General features: G+C 62.7%; 19 protein-coding genes. 10 read left to right on the forward strand and 9 right to left on the reverse strand.

The window, feature by feature from the left end:
* Positions 1-99 precede the first annotated feature (99 nt).
* From ACF8Q6_RS08570 to ACF8Q6_RS08590, 5 genes are all read left to right on the forward strand, one after another.
* Entirely contained in the window at positions 100-843 is a 744-nt protein-coding gene (locus ACF8Q6_RS08570) for a thioredoxin fold domain-containing protein (RefSeq protein ID WP_003252155.1), read from the forward strand.
* Between the two features lie 83 nt (positions 844-926).
* Positions 927-2,231 (forward strand): homoserine dehydrogenase, encoded by a 1,305-nt coding sequence (locus ACF8Q6_RS08575; protein WP_003252157.1) that lies wholly within the window; start codon positions 927-929, stop codon positions 2,229-2,231.
* Positions 2,232-2,290: 59 nt separating this feature from the next.
* Entirely contained in the window at positions 2,291-3,700 is a 1,410-nt protein-coding gene (gene thrC, locus ACF8Q6_RS08580; protein WP_003252159.1) for a threonine synthase, read from the forward strand.
* 130 nt (positions 3,701-3,830) lie between these two features.
* Positions 3,831-4,250 carry a response regulator gene (locus ACF8Q6_RS08585; protein WP_088513352.1) on the forward strand — a complete coding sequence of 140 codons (420 nt, stop codon included), beginning with the start codon at positions 3,831-3,833 and terminating at the stop codon, positions 4,248-4,250.
* 78 nt (positions 4,251-4,328) lie between these two features.
* Positions 4,329-4,610 (forward strand): DUF3509 domain-containing protein, encoded by a 282-nt coding sequence (locus ACF8Q6_RS08590; protein ID WP_392489743.1) that lies wholly within the window; start codon positions 4,329-4,331, stop codon positions 4,608-4,610.
* A gap of 187 nt (positions 4,611-4,797) precedes the next feature.
* Here the strand turns inward: ACF8Q6_RS08590 and ACF8Q6_RS08595 are convergent, their stop codons facing one another.
* Both ACF8Q6_RS08595 and ACF8Q6_RS08600 read right to left on the reverse strand, forming a co-directional pair.
* Entirely contained in the window at positions 4,798-5,673 is an 876-nt protein-coding gene (locus tag ACF8Q6_RS08595; RefSeq protein ID WP_392489744.1) for a TIGR02285 family protein, read from the reverse strand.
* A 20-nt stretch (positions 5,674-5,693) separates the two neighbouring features.
* Positions 5,694-6,893, reverse strand: a complete 1,200-nt coding sequence (locus ACF8Q6_RS08600; RefSeq protein ID WP_003252168.1) for a CaiB/BaiF CoA-transferase family protein — start codon at positions 6,891-6,893, stop codon at positions 5,694-5,696.
* 130 nt (positions 6,894-7,023) lie between these two features.
* Between ACF8Q6_RS08600 and ACF8Q6_RS08605 the strand changes: the two genes are divergently transcribed.
* The 3 genes from ACF8Q6_RS08605 (at position 7,024) to ACF8Q6_RS08615 (ending at position 10,861) form a co-directional block, all read left to right on the forward strand.
* Positions 7,024-7,566, forward strand: a complete 543-nt coding sequence (locus ACF8Q6_RS08605; protein ID WP_003252169.1) for a YaeQ family protein — start codon at positions 7,024-7,026, stop codon at positions 7,564-7,566.
* Positions 7,567-7,574: 8 nt separating this feature from the next.
* Positions 7,575-9,284 (forward strand): single-stranded-DNA-specific exonuclease RecJ, encoded by a 1,710-nt coding sequence (gene recJ / locus ACF8Q6_RS08610; RefSeq protein WP_070384304.1) that lies wholly within the window; start codon positions 7,575-7,577, stop codon positions 9,282-9,284.
* 470 nt (positions 9,285-9,754) lie between these two features.
* Complete coding sequence (locus ACF8Q6_RS08615) at positions 9,755-10,861, forward strand: NADH:flavin oxidoreductase/NADH oxidase (protein WP_064490846.1); 1,107 nt, start codon at positions 9,755-9,757, stop codon at positions 10,859-10,861.
* 68 nt (positions 10,862-10,929) lie between these two features.
* Here the strand turns inward: ACF8Q6_RS08615 and ACF8Q6_RS08620 are convergent, their stop codons facing one another.
* The 7 genes from ACF8Q6_RS08620 to ydcS form a co-directional block, all read right to left on the reverse strand.
* Positions 10,930-11,262, reverse strand: a complete 333-nt coding sequence (locus ACF8Q6_RS08620) for a type II toxin-antitoxin system HicB family antitoxin (RefSeq protein WP_350298646.1) — start codon at positions 11,260-11,262, stop codon at positions 10,930-10,932.
* Positions 11,259-11,453: a type II toxin-antitoxin system HicA family toxin gene (locus tag ACF8Q6_RS08625; protein WP_080634925.1), complete on the reverse strand. Its 195-nt coding sequence runs from the start codon at positions 11,451-11,453 to the stop codon at positions 11,259-11,261. The genes ACF8Q6_RS08620 and ACF8Q6_RS08625 overlap by 4 nt, the downstream gene beginning before the upstream one ends.
* Before the next feature lie 187 nt (positions 11,454-11,640).
* Positions 11,641-13,065, reverse strand: coding sequence for a gamma-aminobutyraldehyde dehydrogenase (locus ACF8Q6_RS08630; protein ID WP_029611786.1), 1,425 nt, complete (start codon positions 13,063-13,065; stop codon positions 11,641-11,643).
* Between the two features lie 17 nt (positions 13,066-13,082).
* Positions 13,083-13,889: an ABC transporter permease gene (locus ACF8Q6_RS08635; RefSeq protein WP_003252179.1), complete on the reverse strand. Its 807-nt coding sequence runs from the start codon at positions 13,887-13,889 to the stop codon at positions 13,083-13,085.
* Positions 13,879-14,790, reverse strand: a complete 912-nt coding sequence (locus ACF8Q6_RS08640) for an ABC transporter permease (protein ID WP_012053578.1) — start codon at positions 14,788-14,790, stop codon at positions 13,879-13,881. The genes ACF8Q6_RS08635 and ACF8Q6_RS08640 overlap by 11 nt, the downstream gene beginning before the upstream one ends.
* Before the next feature lies 1 nt (position 14,791).
* Positions 14,792-15,823: an ABC transporter ATP-binding protein gene (locus tag ACF8Q6_RS08645; RefSeq protein ID WP_392491405.1), complete on the reverse strand. Its 1,032-nt coding sequence runs from the start codon at positions 15,821-15,823 to the stop codon at positions 14,792-14,794.
* 150 nt (positions 15,824-15,973) lie between these two features.
* Positions 15,974-17,125, reverse strand: a complete 1,152-nt coding sequence (gene ydcS, locus ACF8Q6_RS08650; RefSeq protein WP_392492721.1) for a putative ABC transporter substrate-binding protein YdcS — start codon at positions 17,123-17,125, stop codon at positions 15,974-15,976.
* Between the two features lie 216 nt (positions 17,126-17,341).
* Here ydcS and ACF8Q6_RS08655 point away from each other — a divergent pair, with 216 nt between their 5' ends.
* Positions 17,342-18,025, forward strand: coding sequence for a tellurite resistance TerB family protein (locus ACF8Q6_RS08655; protein ID WP_392492720.1), 684 nt, complete (start codon positions 17,342-17,344; stop codon positions 18,023-18,025).
* 169 nt (positions 18,026-18,194) lie between these two features.
* The gene (locus tag ACF8Q6_RS08660) at positions 18,195-19,817 is read left to right on the forward strand and encodes a methyl-accepting chemotaxis protein (RefSeq protein WP_017147930.1); all 1,623 of its coding nucleotides are present in this window, start codon (positions 18,195-18,197) and stop codon (positions 19,815-19,817) included.
* The last annotated feature ends 1 nt before the right edge of the window (position 19,818 follow it).

Genomic DNA, 19,818 nt, shown 5'->3' on the forward strand with positions numbered 1-19,818 from the left:
ATGTGGTAGGCTTGAGCGGTTTGCACCAAGGGCCGCACGGTCACCGCGTTTTTTCCGCAGGTGGCGCCCTCCGGCCCCTGTCCGCCTTCAGGAGTTCCCATGCGCGTGACCCAGTTTTTCGCCGCCGCCGCGTTGGCGCTGGCCAGTACCTTTGCCGTTGCCGCGGCAACCGATAGCAACGCCGGTGCCGAGCAGGCCATCCGTAAATCGTTGCAGAACCTCGAGTTGGAAGTGCCCGTGGAAAGCGTGGCCAGCAGCCCGCTCAACGGCCTGTATGAAGTCAAGCTGCAGGGCGGCCGCGTGCTATACGCCAGCGCTGACGGCCAGTTCGTGATGCAGGGCTACCTGTTCCAGATCCAGGACGGCAAGCCGGTCAACCTCACCGAAAAAACCGAACGCCAAGGTATCGCCAAGCTCATCAACGGCATTCCAGCCGCCGAGATGGTGGTTTATCCTGCCAAAGGCGAGACCAAGTCGCACATCACCGTGTTCACCGACACTACCTGCCCGTACTGCCACAAACTGCACGCCGAAGTGCCTGAGTTGAACCGTCGCGGTATCGAAGTGCGCTATGTCGCCTTCCCGCGTCAGGGCCTCGGTTCGGCGGGTGACCAGCAGTTGCAGGCGGTGTGGTGCTCCAGCGACCGCCGTGGGGCGATGGACAAAATGGTCGAAGGTGAAGAAATCAAGGCCGCCAAGTGCACCAACCCGGTCAGCAAGCAGTTCCAGCTGGGTCAGTCGATCGGTGTCAACGGCACGCCGGCCATTGTTCTTGAAAGCGGCCAGGTCATTCCGGGCTACCAGCCGGCACCGCAGGTCGCCAAGCTGGCACTTGCCAAGTAATCCAGTTCAGTACGCCGTCGTCATGGGGTGACGGCAAGTTTCACGGTCGGCAAACGTGTCGGCCGTTCAATGGGGAGTTCACAGTGAAACCGGTCAAAGTAGGCATCTGTGGGTTGGGGACCGTCGGTGGCGGAACCTTCAATGTACTTCAGCGCAACGCCGAGGAGATTGCCCGCCGTGCCGGGCGCGGTATTGAAGTGGCACAGATCGCCATGCGCTCGCAGAACCCGAACTGCCAGATTACCGGTACCCCCATTACCGCTGACGTGTTCGAAGTTGCAAGCAACCCGGAGATCGACATTGTCATCGAGCTGATCGGTGGCTATACCATCGCCCGCGACCTGGTGCTGAAGGCCATCGAAAACGGCAAGCACGTGGTCACTGCCAACAAGGCGCTGATTGCCGTGCACGGCAACGAAATCTTCGCCAAAGCTCGCGAGAAGGGCGTGATTGTCGCTTTCGAGGCGGCCGTAGCCGGTGGCATCCCGGTGATCAAGGCCATCCGCGAAGGCCTGTCGGCCAACCGCATCAACTGGCTGGCTGGCATCATCAACGGCACTGGCAACTTCATCCTCACCGAAATGCGTGAGAAGGGCCGTGCCTTCCCGGACGTGCTGGCCGAAGCTCAGGCGCTGGGCTACGCCGAAGCCGACCCGACCTTTGACGTAGAAGGCATTGACGCTGCGCACAAGCTGACGATCCTGGCGTCTATCGCGTTCGGTATCCCGCTGCAGTTCGACAAGGCCTATACCGAAGGTATCACCCAGCTGACAACGGCAGACGTGAACTACGCCGAGGCGTTGGGCTACCGCATCAAGCACCTGGGCGTGGCGCGTCGCACCGCCGAAGGTATCGAGCTGCGCGTGCACCCGACGCTGATCCCGGCCGACCGTCTGATCGCCAACGTCAACGGCGTGATGAACGCTGTCATGGTCAACGGTGATGCTGCCGGCTCCACCCTGTACTACGGTGCCGGCGCGGGTATGGAGCCTACCGCTTCGTCAGTGGTCGGCGACCTGGTCGACGTGGTCCGTGCCATGACCTCCGACCCGGAAAACCGTGTGCCGCACCTGGCCTTCCAGCCAGACTCGCTGTCGGCCCACCCGATCCTGCCGATCGAAGCCTGCGAAAGCGCTTACTACCTGCGCATCCAGGCCAAGGATCACCCGGGCGTACTGGCCCAGGTCGCCAGCATCCTCTCGGAGCGCGGTATCAACATCGAGTCGATCATGCAGAAGGAAGCCGAGGAACAGGATGGCCTGGTGCCAATGATCCTGGTGACCCATGGCGTGGTCGAGCAGCGTATCAATGACGCCATCGTCGCCCTGGAAGCCCTGCAGGACGTGGTCGGCAAGGTTGTGCGCATTCGCGTCGAGCAGCTCAACTAACAAATATTGCCGATGGGCCGCCCGCGCGGCCCCGGCCCCAGCATCGAAGGTTTGCACCCATGCGCTATATCAGTACCCGCGGCCAGGCACCGGCCCTGAATTTCGAAGACGTTCTGCTGGCTGGCCTGGCCAGCGACGGCGGCCTCTACGTGCCGGAAAACCTGCCACGCTTCACCCAGGAAGAAATCGCCTCGTGGGCCGGCTTGCCCTACCACGAGCTGGCCTTCCGCGTGATGCGCCCGTTCGTCGAAGGCAGCATCGCCGACGCCGACTTCAAGAAGATCCTCGAAGAAACCTACGGCGAGTTCGCCCACGCTGCGGTCGCCCCGTTGCGTCAGTTGAACAGCAACGAGTGGGTGCTGGAGCTGTTCCACGGCCCGACCCTGGCGTTCAAGGACTTTGCCCTGCAGTTGCTCGGCCGCCTGCTTGACCATGTGCTGGCCAAGCGCAACGAGCGCGTGGTCATCATCGGTGCCACCAGCGGTGATACCGGTTCTGCTGCAATCGAAGGCTGCCGCCGTTGCGACAACGTCGACATCTTCATCCTGCACCCGCACCAGCGTGTATCGGAAGTGCAGCGCCGCCAGATGACTACCATCTTTGGCGACAACATCCACAACATCGCCATCGAAGGCAACTTCGACGACTGCCAGGAAATGGTCAAGGCCAGTTTCGCCGACCAGTCGTTCCTCAAGGGCACCCGCCTGGTCGCCGTCAACTCGATCAACTGGGCGCGGATCATGGCCCAGATCGTCTACTACTTCCATGCAGCCCTGCAGCTGGGTGGCCCGGCGCGCTCGGTGGCGTTCTCGGTACCGACCGGCAACTTCGGCGACATCTTCGCCGGCTACCTGGCGCGCAACATGGGCCTGCCGGTCAGCCAATTGATCGTCGCCACCAACCGTAACGACATCCTGCACCGCTTCATGAGCGGCAACCAGTACGTCAAGGAAACCCTGCACGCGACCCTGTCGCCGTCGATGGACATCATGGTCTCGTCCAACTTCGAGCGCCTGCTGTTCGACCTGCATGGCCGCAACGGTGGTGCGATTGCCGAGCTGATGGCCAACTTCAAGCAAGGTGGCGGCTTCAGCGTCGAGCAAGACCGCTGGACCGAAGCCCGCAAACTGTTCGACTCGCTGGCTGTCAGCGACGAGCAAACCTGCGAGACCATCGCAGAAGTGTTCGCCGCCACCGGTGAAGTGCTCGACCCGCATACCGCAATCGGCGTCAAGGCTGCCCGCGAGTGCCGCCGCAGCCTGGACACGCCAATGGTGGTGCTGGGTACCGCGCACCCGGTCAAGTTCCCGGACGCGGTGGAGAAGGCCGGTGTGGGCAAGGCGCTGGAGCTACCCGCGCACCTCAGCGACCTGTTCAGCCGTGAAGAGCGTTGCACGGTACTGGCCAATGACCTGAAGGCTGTACAGGGCTTTGTCAGCCAGCATGGCAACCGCGGCAAGCCGCTGTAATTGCATGGCGTTTGGGGCTGCAGCGCAGCCCCAACGTCTCAGCCTTTTCCCTCCGGTCTATCAGAAACATCCTATTCGGCCTGCCGAGCGCCAAGCATAAATTAGCCGGTCCTCCCATCAGGAGCGGCTCATGCACCAGCCCTATGTGTTGATTCACCAGGCTCGCCCATCTCACCAGATCCTCTTGCACCAGGCCCTCAATGGCCAAGGCGTCTTCAACGTGCGCATCAGCGAAAGCGTCGCTGACCTCGACGCCTGCCTCTGCGCTGAGCGTCGCCCTGACTTGCTGATCCTTGACCACGCCATGCCAGCCCGGGCCGGCCTTGCTTTGCTCGCCCAGCAGCGGCGAGTGCGCGCATTGCTGTTCGTCGGCCGGCCTGCCCCAACGCGTCAAAACCTTGCCCAGGAGGCCAGAAAATGTGGCATGTGGGTGCTCGACGAGTTGCCCTGGCCGCTGTCGATGCCACGCCTGCAGCACGCCTTGCAAACACTGCAGGTGCGCCCAGGGTCGCGTATTCAAACTGTCATGCCAGCCCCGCATGCTCACTGAAGCGGGCGCGCTTGACGAACTTTCTGCGGCGCCTGCTGGTCAGTTACTTTAGGTCCCACCACGCAGCGAGTGATCCGGATGGAAAGAATCTGCAGCCTGCTCAACGAAGCCCTGACGCCCTATCAGACCCACCTCGGCATCGCCGATCCCAGTGGTAATCGTCAACTGACCGTTCACGACCCTCTCTCAGGTATTACCTTGCGGCGCACGGTCAGCGAGCGCCAATTGCAGGAGCAACGCCTGCTGATCGACCTCGTGGACGGCTTGCACCGAGACCTGCAGATAGCTGAGGGGCGGTTGCAGCCGTGTGTCATTGCAGCATTGCAGCATCGCCAGCAACCGCGGGGAACCTTTGCCTGAGTGGCTTATCAGACAGTGTAGGGGCAGTCAGCCAGTGCTTTGCTCCGGCGCTGGCAAGGCTGTCACGGGAAGTCCTCAAGGGCTTTCGCTTGGCCCCGGGCGTCTTCCCCAGCGCCTGGGGTTTCTTTTTCTGGGCAGGCACGTATCCCGCGGCTGCTCCTGCAATGACGGTGCAGACCGGTTGGGCTTAATTGTCCTCAAAGAAACGCCGGCTTTCCTCCAGATAGTCCTCCCGCAATGCCAGGTCCAGCCAGCGGGCATACAACCCTGGCAACACATCCCGGCGCAGGGTGGGCAGCAACTGGTCGATGTGGGCAACTGCCGCACGCCCCAATTCGCTGTCTGAACAGCCCACATGCAGAAACTGGTAGCGATCCACGCCCTGCACAGTATGAAACTGGTAGTCAGCCAGTGACCCGCCTTGTTGTTGGATCAGGTAGCGCACTTCAGGCCAGTAGCCGAGCACGAGGCGCAGGCGCCCCAACTGCTGCATCTGCAGCAGGTTGGCGGTGGCCTCGTTGCCGTAGTGGCGGCTGAGCGCGCTGTCGGGTAACTGGCGCAAGATGCTGTCAATCTGCGTGCCGTAGCTGCGTTCTGCGACAATCCCAAGCTTTAGCGGCGCCTTGCTCAGTAGGCCATGCAGGTCCACCTGCTGGCCGTCGAGGTAGGGTGCCACCAGCGCCTGGTTTTCCTTGCGCAACACCAGGCCGCCGCTGAGCACGCCCAGCGATGGAACAGAAAAATGCACATATTTGGCCCGTTCCGGTGTCCACAGCAGGGTGGGGTCGCAGGTGAAGGTGTCACGGTCTTGCAGCATCTGCAGGCTGCGGGCGCGGTTGACCCGCACGATGCTGTGTTCGTACTCGGGCATTTGCCTTATCAGCAGCGGTAACAACTGGTCGATGACCCCCCGGCCTTCTTCCGCGCCATCAAAAATGGTGAACGGTGGCAGGTCGCGTACCAGCCAGAAGAGGTGCTCCTTGGCATTTGCGGGCTGCAACAGCAACGCAGGTAGCAGCCCGCAGAGCAGGACCAGGTGGCGTAGGCAGCGGGGCGTGCACATGGAACCGGTCAGCGCCAGGATCAGACCGTGCCCGCTGCGCGCAGGCTGGCTATGGCCGCTGCGTCGTAGCCCAGGCTGCCGAGCAGCGCCTCGGTATGCTCGCCCAAGGCCGGGCCGACCCATTCGCTAGAGCCGGGAGTCTCCGACAGCTTGGGCACGATGCCGGGCATGTGGAATGGCTTGCCATCCGGCAACTTGGCCTGCAGGAACATCTCGCGTGCCAGGTACTGGGGGTCGTTGAACATGTCTTCGGCCGAATAGATACGGCTGGCCGGCACTTCGGCAGTGGTCAGCACCTGCATCAGTTGCTCCAGTGGGAGGCTGTTGGCCCAGCGGTCGATTACCCCATACAACTCGTCACGACGCAGGTCGCGGCCGTCGTTGCTGGCCAGGGTTGGGTCGTCGGCGAGGTCATCGCGACCGATGGCCTGCATGAAGCGCTTGAAGATCGCATCACCGTTGGCGCCGATCTGTACATGCTTGCCGTCGGCGCTTGTGTGGATGGAGGAGGGCGTGATGCCTGGCATGATGTTGCCGGTGCGTTCGCGGATGAAGCCGAACACATCGAATTCCGGGACCATGCTCTCCATCATGGCAAAGATCGCCTCGTACAGGGCCACGTCCACCACCTGCCCCTGGCCGCCATTGACTTCCCGGTGGCGCAGCGCCATCAGCGCGCCGATCACCCCCCACAGGGCGGCAATCGAGTCCCCGATGGAAATCCCGGTGCGCACTGGCGGGCGGTCATCGAAACCGGTGATGTAGCGCAGGCCGCCCATCGACTCGCCTACGGCACCGAAGCCTGGCTGGTCTTTCATCGGCCCGGTCTGGCCAAAGCCCGACAGGCGCACCATCACCAGGCGCGGGTTCAGCGCATGCAGCACATCCCACCCCAAACCAAGTTTTTCCAGCACGCCCGGGCGAAAGTTTTCGATCAGGATGTCGGCCTCGGCCAGCAGGCGCTTGAGGATATCGCGGCCCTCGGGGTGCTTGAGGTTGAGGGTGAGCGACTGCTTGTTGCGGGCCTGCACGAACCACCACAGCGAGGTGCCCTCGTACAGCTTGCGCCACTTGCGCAGCGGGTCGCCGCCATCGGGCGATTCGACCTTGACCACTTCGGCGCCGAATTCGGCACAGATACGCGAGGCGAACGGCCCGGCGATCAGGGTACCGAGTTCGACAACTTTAAGGCCGGCGAGGGGTTTGCTGGGCGTCGACATGGGGTGTCCGTGGCAGTTGGGCAGAGCCGTGGTTTTATCACACGTCGGTTACGCCGGGTACTGCTGCGGGGCATGGAAGGTGCGGATGGGGTAGACTGTGCCACTTTCTTTTGCACGAAGCCCGTCGACCATGGCCCAGCCGTCCACCACCTACAAGTTCGAATTGAATCTCACCGACCTTGATCGCAATGTCTACGAAAGCGTCAAACAGACTATCGCTCGGCACCCTTCGGAAACCGAAGAGCGCATGGCAGTTCGTTTGTTGGCGTACGCGCTCTGGTACAACGAGAACTTGTCGTTTGGCCGCGGCCTGTCGGATGTCGATGAGCCAGCGCTGTGGGAAAAGAGCCTGGACGATCGCGTGCTGCACTGGATTGAAGTTGGCCAGCCTGATGCCGATCGTCTGACCTGGTGCTCGCGTCGTACCGAACGCACCAGCTTGCTGGCTTACGGCAGTCTGCGAGTGTGGGAAGGCAAAGTGGTGAGCGCGGTCAAGAACCTGAAAAACCTGAGCATTGCCGCTGTGCCGCAAGAGGTGCTGGAAACCCTGGCGACCGACATGCCGCGTAGCATCAAGTGGGACGTGATGATCAGTGAAGGTACGGTATTCGTGACTGATGACCGTGGCCAGCATGAAGTACAACTGCAGTGGCTGCTCGGTGAGCGTGGTTGAAGCAACCCATGCGTATCGAACCTCGTCCGCTGCCGCCGACCCTGCCATTTCTGGGTAACCTGCCACCCTTGCTGACCCGCCTTTACGCCGCGCGCGGCGTGCAGAGCGAGGCCGAGCTGGACAAAAGCCTGGCACGCCTGCTGCCGTACCAGCAGCTCAAGGGCATCGAGGCCGGTGTGGACCTGCTGGTCGAAGCGATCGACCAGCGCCAGCGCATCCTCATCGTCGGCGACTTCGATGCCGACGGTGCCACCGCCAGCACCGTCGGGGTGCTGGGCCTGCGCCTGCTGGGTGCGGCCCATGTCGATTACCTGGTGCCCAACCGCTTCGAGTATGGCTACGGCCTGACCCCGGAAATCGTCGAGGTGGCGTTGCAGCGCCAGCCGCAGTTGCTGATTACCGTGGACAACGGCATTTCCAGTGTTGACGGCGTGGCGGCCGCCAAGGCCGCCGGGCTCAAGGTTCTGGTCACCGACCACCACCTGCCGGGCGAGCAGTTGCCCGATGCCGATGCCATCATCAACCCCAACCAGCCGGGCTGCAGCTTTCCGAGCAAGTCACTGGCCGGGGTAGGGGTGATCTTCTATGTGTTGATGGCCCTGCGCGCTCGCTTGCGCAGCCTTGGGCGCTACGAGGCGCAGCCACAGCCGAACATTGGCGAGCTGCTCGATCTGGTGGCACTGGGCAGTGTTGCTGACGTGGTACCGCTGGATGCCAACAACCGCATCCTGGTGCACCAAGGCCTCGAGCGCATCCGCGCCGGCCGAGCCCGACCGGGGCTGAAGGCCATTCTCGAAGTGGCTCGCCGTGATCACCGGCGCATCACCTCGACCGACCTCGGTTTCATCCTCGGCCCGCGGTTGAACGCCGCAGGGCGGCTGGACGACATGAGCCTGGGTATCGAATGCCTGCTGTGCGAAGACGCGGCGCTGGCCCAGGACATGGCCCAGCAGCTGGACGACCTGAACCAGGACCGCAAGTCCATCGAGCAGGGCATGCAGCGCGAGGCCCTGGCCCAGCTCAAGGACCTGCCGGTCGAGTCCATGCCCTACGGCTTGTGCCTGTTCGATGCCGATTGGCACCAAGGGGTGATCGGTATTCTGGCGTCGCGTCTGAAGGAACGTTACCACCGGCCGACCATTGCATTCGCTGATGCTGGCGACGGCATGCTCAAAGGTTCGGCGCGCTCGGTGCCGGGGTTCCATATTCGCGATGCGCTGGATGCCGTGGCCGCGCGCCACCCGCACCTGATCAGCAAGTTCGGCGGCCACGCCATGGCTGCCGGGTTGTCGTTGCCAGAAGGCAACTTCCCGGCATTCGCCGAGGCCTTCGACGAAGAAGTGCGGCGTCAACTGCGCGAAGAAGACCTGACCGGCCGGCTGTTGTCCGACGGCAGCCTGGCGGTAGAGGAGTTCCACCTCGACCTGGCCAAGGCCCTGCGCCATGCCGGCCCATGGGGCCAGCACTTCCCTGAGCCATTGTTCCATGGCGTGTTCCAGCTGGTGGAGCAGCGTGTGGTTGGCGAGCGGCACCTGAAGGTGGTGCTCAAGAGCGAGTGTGGCTCGGTACGGCTGGATGGCATTGCCTTCGGCGTCGACCGCGAAGTGTGGCCGAACCCGACCGTGCGTTGGGTCGAGTTGGCGTACAAGCTGGATGTGAACGAGTTTCGCGGCAATGAAAGTGTGCAGTTGATGATTGCCCACATGGAGCCGCGCTGACGGTTGTGCGGGGCTTGCCTTGATTCTTGTGGTGTAGCGGAAATCCAGCGCCGCCCGTGCGGCGCATCGCGACGCAAGGCCGCTCCCACATTTGTTGCAACGTGCCAATCCTGCAATGCCATGGTTGCGCGCCTTGTCGGTCTGACGATGCCTGTGCGTTGTCGCTGTTATCGCCCCACCAGCCTTCAGTCATGCGCCAAGGCTGACAACCATGGCCTCACAGACATGGCCACGTTGCAACAAATGTGGGAGCGGCCTTGCGTCGCGATGCGCCGCGCGGGCGGCGCTCGATCTCACCGGCGACATCACCTTAGAGCCTGACACCCGCACCCCATACCCCACCCAAAATCCCACGGAACCTCCCCCCCACCCATTCTGGTCTAGTCTGAAGTTATGACCGGACCTGGGCCAGGGACGTGTAATTGAGTGTCCAGGCCGGATCACCATTGGAGTCCTTGGGAGGTGCCCTCATGAGCCTGCTGCTCGAGCCTTACACCCTGCGTCAGCTGACCTTGCCCAACCGCATCGCCGTGTCACCAATGTGCCAGTATTCAGCCGTCGATGGCTTGGCCAACGACTGGCATCTCGTCCATTTAGGCAGCCGCGCCGTCGGTGGCGCCGGCCTGGTAATCACTGAAGCCGTGGCGGTGACCGCCGATGGCCGTATCACTGCCGAAGACCTGGGCCTGTGGGACGACGCCCAGATCGCGCCGTTGCAGCGCATCACCCGCTTCATCAGTGCCCAGGGGGCCGTGCCTGGCATCCAGCTGGCCCACGCGGGGCGCAAAGCCAGTACCTACCGCCCGTGGCTTGGCAAACAGGGCAGCGTCAAACTGGAGGAGGGCGGCTGGCAGCCGGTGGGGCCATCGAAGATTGCCTTCGATCCGCAGCACACGCCTCCACGCGAGTTGAGCCAGGACGAGATTCAGGAGGTGATCGCCGCCTTCGTCGCCTCGACCGAGCGCGCCTTGAAGGCTGGATTCAAGGTGGTGGAAATCCATGCTGCCCATGGCTACCTGCTGCACCAGTTCCTGTCACCGCTGAGCAACCAGCGCCGTGATCAATATGGCAGTTGCTTCGAAAACCGTATCCGCCTGACCCTGGAGGTGGTCGAGGCCGTGCGCAAAACCTGGCCTGCCGAATTGCCGCTGTTCGTGCGGGTATCGGCTACCGATTGGGTGGAGGATGGCTGGAATCCGGATGAAACCGTCGAACTGGCACGCCGCCTGCGGAGTTTGGGCGTGGATCTAATCGATGTTTCTTCTGGTGGCACCTCGGTCAACGCCGAGATCCCCACCGGCCCCGGCTACCAGACCCGCTTTGCCGAGCGCGTGCGCAAGGAATCGGAAATCGCCACCGGCACCGTGGGCATGATCACCGAACCGGCCCAGGCCGAGCACATCCTGCGCACCGGCCAGGCCGATATCATCTTCCTCGCCCGCGAACTGTTGCGCGACCCGTACTGGCCTCTGCATGCCGACGACGACCTGGGCGGCAACAAGGCCACCTGGCCTGCGCAATACCAGCGCGCGACCAGCCGCGCCAACCCGATTCACGAGTCGGATTTGCGCGACTGACCCATGCCTTGCGCGGCCCCTGCAGGAGCGGCCGTGTTTCGCGAAAGGGCCGCAAAGCGGCCCTGGGTTCAGCTATAGGCAGCCTTGCTGAGAATATCGCTTACCCATTGGTTGATGCTTTTTTCAGCCAGCTCTGCCTTGGCCGCCACACTGGCGTGAAGGGTAGGCTCAAGGCGCAGGCTGAGTTTGCCGGAATACGTTTTGTGCGGTTCCCGCCCAAGGCGTTCGCAAGTCTCAAGATAATCGTCAACGGCTTCTTCAAATGCCTGGCGCAACTCACTGATTGATTCGCCATGAAAACCTATCACGTCGCGAATACCGGCGACATGGCCGATCAACAACTGGTCTTCGTCGCTGTATTCGATACGAGCGGCGTATCCGCGGTAAGTCATTACATTCATGGTAATACTCCTGCCTGCTCAATGAACTGGCGGGCGTCTCTTAGTTGATAGGGCTTGGCGTGCCTGTCCGGATGAGGGCGGTGGAAGGTTGCCACTGCTCCATTGAGTTCAAAGCGAACCCGTGATCCTCTTCCTTCTACGACCCTGGCACCCAGCGATACCAGCAGAGACTCCACCCGCGCCCACTCCAGTGTTCTGGGAGCCGGCCTTTTAAGTAATGCTTCAAGTGTGGCTTGCTGATGATTATTCGTGGTATCAGATTATGATACCAATCAAGAGAGCTCAATGAACGTGCAGTAGGAGGGAGTAGATCACGGTTGAAGGAAAATTCTGAGACGTTGGCCGAGGGGCATTCAGCCCCTCGGTCAACGCGAGCACTTAGTGCTTGATCATCACATGCCGCACACAGGTGTAGTCCTCCAGCCCATACATCGACATGTCCTTGCCATACCCCGAATGCTTCTGCCCGCCATGGGGCATTTCGCTGACCAGCATGAAGTGGGTATTCACCCAGGTGCAGCCATACTGCAAGCGCGCCGCCAGGCGGTGGGCGCGGCCGGTGTCGCGGGTCCATACCGATGAGGCCAGGCCGTAGTTGGAGTCGTTGGCCCATTCCAGTGCCTGCGCTTCATCGGTGAAGCGGGTGACCGAAACCACCGGGCCAAACACTTCGTTGCGCACGATCTCGTCGTCCTGCAGGGCGTCGGCCAGTACGGTAGGCTCGAAGAAAAAGCCATCGCCCGCTATTGGCTTGCCACCGGTTACCAGACGAATGTGCGGCTGGGCGATGGCCCGCTGCACCAACCCGGCGACCTTGTCGCGGTGCTGGGCACTGATCAGCGGACCCAGTTCGGTTTCTTCGGATTCCTGCAAGCCCGGCTTGAGGCTGGCTACGGCTTTACCCAGGCGTTCGACGAAGCGCTCGTAGATCCCGTCCTGGACGTACAGGCGGCAGGCTGCGGTGCAGTCCTGGCCAGCGTTGTAGAAGCCGAAGGTGCGGATGCCGTCGATGGCGGCATCGATGTCTGCGTCATCGAACACCAGCACCGGCGCCTTGCCGCCCAGCTCCATGTGCATGCGTTTCACGCTGTCGGCGGTGGCGCTGATGATGTGCGCGCCAGTGGGGATCGAGCCGGTCAGCGACACCATGCGCACCTTTGGATGGCTGACCAGCGGGTTGCCGACGGTCTGGCCGCGGCCGAAGAGAATGTTCAGCACCCCCGGCGGCAGCAAGTCCTGGGCCAGCTCGCCCAGGCGCAGGGCCGTCAGTGGCGTCAGTTCGGATGGCTTTATCACCACCGTGTTGCCGGCAGCCAGGGCCGGGGCGATCTTCCAGGCGAGCATCATCAGCGGGTAGTTCCACGGCGCGATGGAAGCCACCACGCCCAATGGATCGCGCCGGATCATCGAGGTGTGGCCCGGCAGGTACTCGCCTGCCGCCGAGCCGCCCAGGCAGCGCGCAGCACCGGCAAAGTAACGGAACACGTCGGCAATCGCCGGGATCTCGTCATTCAGGGCAGCGCTCAGGGGCTTGCCGCAGTTCTGCGATTCCAGCCGGGCCAATTCATCGGCATGGGCTTCGATGGCGTCGGCCAGCGCCAGCAAGGCCTGCGAACGTTCTTTAGGGCTGGTTTGCGACCAGCTGTCGAAGGCTTGGTCGGCAGCGCGTACGGCGCTGTCTACCTGTGCCTCGGTGGCTTCGTTGATCTGCGCCAGGGCAGTGCCCAGCGCCGGGTTGAGTACGGTCCAGGCCGGGCCTTGGCCAGCGACCAGCTGGCCATTGATCAGCATCTGCGTTTGCATCGGGGGCTCCTCCAGGGTCATTTGCCACCGCCCGCGACGCTGTCGCCGCCACGGGTCAGGTAATAGGCGCCAAGAATCGGCAGCATGGTCACCAGCATCACCAGCATGGCGACAACGTTGGTCACGGGCACGTCGCGCGGGCGGCTGAGCTGGTTGAGCAGCCAGATCGGCAGGGTGCGCTCATGGCCGGCGGTGAACGTGGTGACGATGATTTCATCGAACGACAAGGCAAAGGCCAGCATGCCGCCCGCCAGCAGCGCCGAGCCGAGGTTGGGCAGGACGATGTAGCGGAAGGTCTGCCAACCGTCGGCACCAAGGTCCATCGAGGCTTCGATCAGGCTTTGCGAGGTACGCCGCAGGCGGGCGATCACGTTGTTGTAGACGATCACCACGCAGAACGTGGCGTGGCCGACTACGATGGTGAACACCCCGGGCTCTATCCCCAGCGTCTTGAACGCCGAGAGCAGGGCGATGCCGGTGATGATGCCTGGCAGGGCGATGGGCAGGATCAGCACCAGCGAAATGCTCTCCTTGCCGAAGAAGCTGCGCCGATAGAGCGCCGCCGAGGCCAGCGTACCGAGCACCAGTGCGATCAAGGTGGCCAGGCAAGCCACCTGCAGCGACAACTTGATTGCCTCGAGCACATCGGGCCGGGCAAAGGCCACGTCGATCCACTTCAGGGTAAAGCCCTTGGGCGGAAAGCTGAACGCCGCGTCTTCGGTGTTGAAGGCGTACAGGAAGATGATCAGGATCGGGAAGTGCAGGAACAGTAACCCGCCCCAGGCCGCCAGGCGCAGCCCTGCAGACGCTTTTTCAGAGTGCATCGAAGGCCCCCAGACGCTTGACGATGGCCAGGTATACCGCGATCAGCACGATGGGCACCAAGGTGAACGCGGCGGCCATCGGCATGTTGCCGATCGCCCCTTGCTGGGCATAGACCATGCTGCCGATGAAGTAGCCGGGCGGCCCGACCAGCTGCGGCACGATGAAGTCGCCCAGGGTGAGCGAGAAGGTGAAGATCGAGCCGGCGGCGATGCCGGGGATCGACAGCGGCAGGATCACCTGCACGAAGGTTTGCCCTGGCCGGGCGCCCAGGTCGGCCGAAGCCTGCAGCAACGACGGTGGCAAGCGCTCCAGCGAGGCCTGGATCGGCAGGATCATGAATGGCAGCCAGATGTACACGAACACCAGGAAGCGCCCCAGGTGCGAAGTCGACAGCGTGCTGCCGCCCACGCCCGGCAAGGCCAGCACCGCCTGCAGCAGGCCGTCCAGGTGCAACTGCTGGACGAACCATTGGGCCACACCGCCCTTGGCCAAAAGCAGGGTCCAGGCATAGGTCTTGACGATGTAGCTGGCCCACATCGGCATCATCACCGCGATGTAGAAAAACGCCTTGGTCTTGCCGCTGGTGTAACGCGCCATGTAATAGGCGATGGGGAAGGCCAGTACCGCGCTGGCCAGCGACACCGCCACCGCCATGCCCAGGGTGCGCAGGATGATGTCGAAGTTCGACGGGTTGAACAGTGCGGCGAAGTTGCCCAGGGTCAGGTCCGGGGTCACCGCCATGGTGAAGTCGTCGAAGGTATAGAAGCCCTGCCACAGCAGGTTCAGCAGCGAACCCAGGTAAATCGCGCCGAACCAGGTCAGCGGCGGGATCAACAGCAGTGCCAGGTACAGGTTGGGGCGCCGGTACAGCAGGTTGGACAGGGCGCGCAGTGTGCTCATCTCAGCGGCCCTCGGTTTCCTGCAGCACCGTCATGGCTTCGCGGGGCCAGTGCGCCTGCAGGCGTTGCCCGGGCTGCCAGGCCTGCGCCTGCTTTTGCCAGCGGTCATTGGCCTGGCTTACTGCCAGCAGTTGACCGTTTTCCAGCTGCAGTTCGTAGCGTGTGGCGCTGCCTTGGTACTGGACATCACGCAGCACGCCGCTGACCTGTACCTCATGGCTGGTCACCACCGGGTCGCCCAGGCGAATGTGCTCGGGACGGATGGAGAAGGGCGCCGGGCTGCCGTTGAGCTGCATGGCCAGCTCGCCCCGCACCACGTTGGACGTGCCGACGAATTCAGCGACGAAGGTTGTGCTGGGCTTCATGTACAGGTTGCGCGGGGTGTCGACCTGTTCGATACGACCGCGGTTGAACACCGCGACCCGGTCGGACATCGACAGTGCTTCGGTCTGGTCGTGGGTGACGAAGATGAAGGTGATGCCCAGTTGGCGTTGCAGCTTTTTCAGCTCACCTTGCATCTGCTCGCGCAATTTCAGGTCCAGCGCGCCCAGTGGCTCATCGAGCAGCAGCACCCGCGGGCGGTTGACCAACGCCCGGGCCAGGGCTACGCGCTGACGCTGGCCGCCAGACAGTTGTGCCGGCTTACGCGCGCCATAGCCGGCCAAGGCCACCATGGCCAGGGCTTCTTCGGCGCGGCTGTGGCGTTCGGCCTTGCCCACGCCTTTTACCTTCAGGCCATAGGCGATGTTGTCCAGCACGTTCATGTGCGGGAACAGCGCATAGTCCTGGAACACTGTGTTGACGTCACGTTGGTAGGGCGGCAGGCCAGCGGCCTCGACCCCTTGGATGCGGATCGAACCGCTGGAGGGTTGCTCGAAGCCTGCGATCAGGCGCAGGCAGGTGGTCTTGCCCGAGCCGGAAGGGCCGAGCATGGAAAAGAACTCGCCATCGATGATGTCGATGCTGACCTGGTCGACGGCCTTGACCTCGCCGAAGGTGCGGGAAACCTGGGTGAACTGGACGGCTAGGGGCATGCGTGGACTCCAGGTATGAATATGTCTCCTGTGCCGGCCTCTTCGCGGGCAAGCCCGCTCCTACAGGAGGAGCGCCACCCTTGCAGGCGGTGAAGAACCTGTGGGCGCGGGCTTGCCCGCGAAAAGGCCGGTACAGGCATTCAGACAACCTCAGCGACCACCCATGATCGCAATGTAGTCCTGGGTCCAGCGGCTGTAAGGCACGAACTTGCCGCCTTGGGCCTGCGGTGTTTTCCAGAAGGCAATCTTGTCGAAGTTGTCGAAGCCGTTGGTCTTGCAGCCCTCGGCCCCCAGCAGCTCGCTGCCGGTGCACGCCGCCGGCACAGCCGGCAACGAGCCGAACCAGGCCGCCACATCGCCTTGCACCTTAGGTTGCAACGACCAGTCCATCCATTTGTAGGCGCAATTGGGGTGCTTGGCCTCGGCGTGCAGCATGGTGGTGTCGGCCCAGCCGGTCGCGCCCTCCTTGGGAATGGTCGAGGCCACTGGCTGGTTCTCGGCCTTGAGGCCATTGACCATGTAGCCCCAGGAGCTGGAGGCAACCACGCCTTCGTTTTTCACATCGCTCATCTGCACCGTGGCGTCATGCCAATAGCGGTGGATCAGCGGTTGTTGCTGGCGCAGCAGTTCCAACACGGCCTTGTATTGTGCCTCGTTCAGTTCGTACGGGTCCTTGATGCCCAGTTCGGGCTTGGCCGACTTCAGGTACAGCGCTGCATCGGCGATGTAGATCGGCCCGTCATAGGCTTGCACGCGGCCCTTGTTCGGCTTGCCGTCGGGCAGGTTCTGCGGCTCGAACACCACGCTCCAGCTGGTGGGTTCCTGCTTGAAGGTGTTGGTGTTGTACAGCAGCACGTTTGGCCCCCACTGGTACGGCGTGCCGTACACCTGCTTGTCGACCACATACCAGCCACCGTTCTGCAGGCGCGGGTCGATGGTTTTCCAGTTGGGGATCAAGGCGGTGTTGATCGGCTGTACGCGCTTGCCTGCAATCAGCCGCAGCGATGCATCGCCCGAGGCGGTGACCAGGTCATAGCCGCCCTTGGTCATCAGGCTGACCATCTCGTCCGAGGTGGCGGCCGTTTTCACGCTGACCTTGCAGCCGGTTTCCTTTTCGAATCCGGTCACCCAGTCGTAGGCCTTGTCGCTTTCACCGCGTTCGATGTAGCCGGGCCAGGCGACGATGTCCAGGCGCCCCTCGCCGGCCCCCAGGGCCTTGGGCGCTTCGGCGGCCTGCAGGCTGGCGCTGGCCAGCATGGCGCAGGTGGTGGCGCCGAGCAATGCGGTCTTGTGCACTGACATGGTGTTCCCTCTTCTTGGCGATCTTGTTCGGGCAGTCATGAGGCAAGCAGTGAAGCAATTGTTATAAGCATAGTGGGTGAGTGCGAGGTATTGGCGATATCGAGTCTAGTTGGCTTTTTGCCAGCTAACGCAACATCCTGAAGCAAATCCCTGCATGGCGTGTGCTCGGCCAAGCCTTACTCTGGCGTTTGAATCTTCTTACGTGGAGACACGCGAATGAATACCCGGGGCTTGCTTGATCAACTCCTCAAATCCGGCCAGCAACTGCTCGAGAAGCAGGGGGGCACCACCAAGCCTGGCAACCCTTCAGGCGGGTTGGGCGGGTTGTTGTCCGGAGCAGGGGGCGGCCTGCTGGGTGGGGGCGCTCTGGGCCTGTTGCTGGGTAGCAAGAAGGCCCGTAAGTACGGTGGCAAAGCCCTGACTTACGGTGGCCTCGCCGCGCTGGGGGTGCTGGCCTATAAAGCTTACGGCAACTGGCAGGCAAACCAGCGGGGGGCCGCAGCCGAGCCTCAAACCCTCGACCGCCTGCCGCCGGCCCAGGCCGAGCAGCACAGCCAGGCGGTACTGCGCGCCCTGGTGGCGGCGGCCAAGTCCGATGGGCATATCGACGAGCGCGAGCGGGCGTTGATCGAGGGCGAATTCACGCGCCTGGACAGCGACCGCGAATTGCAGCACTGGCTGCATGCCGAGCTGAACAAGCCGCTGGACCCGGCCGAAGTGGCCCGCGCTGCGCAAACGCCGGAGATGGCTGCCGAGATGTACCTGGCCAGCGTGATGATGGTCGATCAGGAAAACTTCATGGAGCGTGCCTACCTGGATGAGCTGGCACGCCAACTGCGGCTGGACCCGGGATTGCGCCAGGAGCTGGAGGCTCAGGTGAGGGATGCGGTTGCGCAGTAGCAGCGCTTATCAGGACATTTTCTGCGCTTGTCGAGCCGAGCGCGGAAAATGTCACGGCAAGCCTTGCCAGCTTTTACCCACTCCGCGCATTTCCCCCGATAAACCGTAAGACCTCTGGGCTATACTTCGGCGATTTTTCCCGCTCGTTGTGAATTCCTGAGGGCTGAATGTGAAGAACTGGACCTTGCGCCAACGGATCCTGGCAAGTTTCGCCGTGATCATCGCCATCATGCTGCTGATGATTGTGGCCGCCTACTCGCGGTTGGTGGCTATCGAAACCGCCGAAGAGGCAGTGGGGACCGACAGCATTCCTGGCGTCTACTACAGCTCGATGATTCGCAGCGCCTGGGTCGACAGCTACGTCACCAGCCAGCAACTGGTGGGCCTGTCCAACCATCGTGAAATCACTTCGGCCGACCTGGAACTGTTCAGAAGCTTCGATAACCGGCTGAAGCAATACATGGCCAGCTACCAGGCCACCATCCAGGACAAAGACGACCAGGTCCGCTTCGACAGCTTCGTGCAACTGGAAGAAAGCTACCTCAAAATCGTCAACCAGGTGCTGGATGCGTACGGTCAGCGCAACTACGACGAGGCCCAGCGGCTGATCACCGAGGTCCTCACTCCGGCCTGGAAGGATGGGCGCGAGCACCTGAATGAAGTGATCGAGAATAATCGGGCCTCTGCCGATGCCGCCACCAACGATATCGTCAACGCAGTCAACACGGCCAAGGGCAGCATGGTGGTCTCACTGCTGCTGGCAATCGTCGCTGCCGGCATCTGCGGCCTGTTGCTGCTGCGCGCTATCACAGCGCCCATGCAGCGTATCGTGCATGCCCTCGACAAGCTGCGTTCCGGTGACCTGAGCATGCGCCTGAGCCTGGATCGCAAGGACGAATTCGGTGCCATCGAAAGCGGCTTCAACGAAATGGCCGAGGCACTGGCCAACCTGGTGGCCCAGGCCCAACGCTCGTCGGTGCAGGTGACCACTTCGGTCACCGAAATTGCCGCCACGTCCAAGCAACAGCAGGCCACCGCCACCGAGACGGCCGCCACCACCACCGAAATTGGCGCCACCTCGCGGGAAATCGCCGCGACTTCGCGGGACCTGGTGCGCACCATGACCGAAGTGACGACGGCTGCTGACCAGGCATCCAGTCTGGCAGGCTCCGGGCAGCAGGGCCTGGCACGCATGGAAGAGACCATGCACCAAGTGATGGGCGCAGCCGACCTGGTCAATGCCAAGCTCGGTATCCTCAACGAGAAAGCCAGCAACATCACCCAGATGGTGGTAACCATCGTCAAGGTTGCCGACCAGACCAATCTGCTGTCGCTCAACGCCGCCATCGAAGCGGAAAAGGCCGGTGAATATGGCCGCGGCTTTGCCGTGGTCGCGACCGAAGTGCGCCGCCTGGCCGACCAGACCGCCGTGGCCACCTACGACATCGAGCAAATGGTGCGCGAGATTCAGTCGGCAGTGTCGGCCGGTGTCATGGGGATGGACAAGTTCTCCGAAGAAGTGCGCCGCGGCATGTTCGAGGTGCAACAGGTGGGCGAGCAACTCAGCCAGATCATTCACCAGGTGCAGGCCTTGGCGCCCCGCGTATTGATGGTCAACGAAGGCATGCAGGCCCAGGCCACCGGTGCCGAGCAGATCAACCAGGCACTGGCCCAGCTCAGCGATGCCAGCACCCAGACTGTCGAGTCGCTGCGCCAGGCCAGCTATGCCATCGATGAGCTGAGCCAGGTGGCCGCGGGCCTGCGTGGCGGCGTGTCGCGCTTCAAAGTCTGAC

It is taken from the genome of Pseudomonas sp. GLN_2, assembly GCF_043106005.1.
Lineage (GTDB): Bacteria > Pseudomonadota > Gammaproteobacteria > Pseudomonadales > Pseudomonadaceae > Aquipseudomonas > Aquipseudomonas alloputida.